Genomic DNA, 644 nt, shown 5'->3' with positions numbered 1-644 from the left:
CTGAGTTAAGCCGCGCCGCAAAGCGGCGTCGGCTTGAACGAGTTGTTAGCTGCGTTCACGGTAGCCTGACCGACAGCCCCGAATTGGGTCCAGGCGGCAGGCCAAGCGCCGGCTCCACGCCGGACGATGTCCGAAGGTCCTGCAGCAAGGCATCGGGCTCAAGGTGCTTTCCAATGATTGCCTCGGACTCGGGACGAGGGTTTTCTGAGTGCCTGGCTCGATAGGCGACGACGGATCGCTGCCCGTCAGCGATGGCGCGCTGACACAACCCACGAGCGTAGAAGCGATTGAACTCACCTTCTGCGAGCGTGGTGTTCGCGGTTACGGGAACTTTTGCGACGGTCACGCCGCCTTTTGGTGTTCGGCGCTCCTCGTGCGACCTGAGATAACCCCTAGCTTGCAACTGAGCCGCAAGCCATGAGTCGTCATGAGAGTCTGCGGCTTGGGCGAGAAGGGCAGGCCATGCTTTGGCCCCTTCTGCGGTAAGGCGGCTACTGATGTATAAGACCCCGCTAGCGACATCGTGCGCGATCTCTGATGACATGTTCTCCCGGGTGCGAGAGTCGAGATTTTCATAGTTCAAGGCCACGATAAACTCTCCTTAGCAGCTAACGCCTGAATTAAGCCGCGCCGCGAAGCGGCGT

1 protein-coding gene is annotated in these 644 nt (G+C 60.1%); it reads right to left on the bottom strand.

The features are described from left to right. Positions 1-55 precede the first annotated feature (55 nt). Complete coding sequence (locus D183_RS26490) at positions 56-589, bottom strand: hypothetical protein (RefSeq protein WP_081613348.1); 534 nt, start codon at positions 587-589, stop codon at positions 56-58. Positions 590-644: the final 55 nt, after the last annotated feature.

This window comes from Xanthomonas sp. SHU 199 (assembly GCF_000364665.1).
Classification (GTDB): Bacteria; Pseudomonadota; Gammaproteobacteria; order Xanthomonadales; family Xanthomonadaceae; genus Xanthomonas_A; species Xanthomonas_A sontii.
This window is presented reverse-complemented; position numbering and strand designations above follow the sequence as displayed.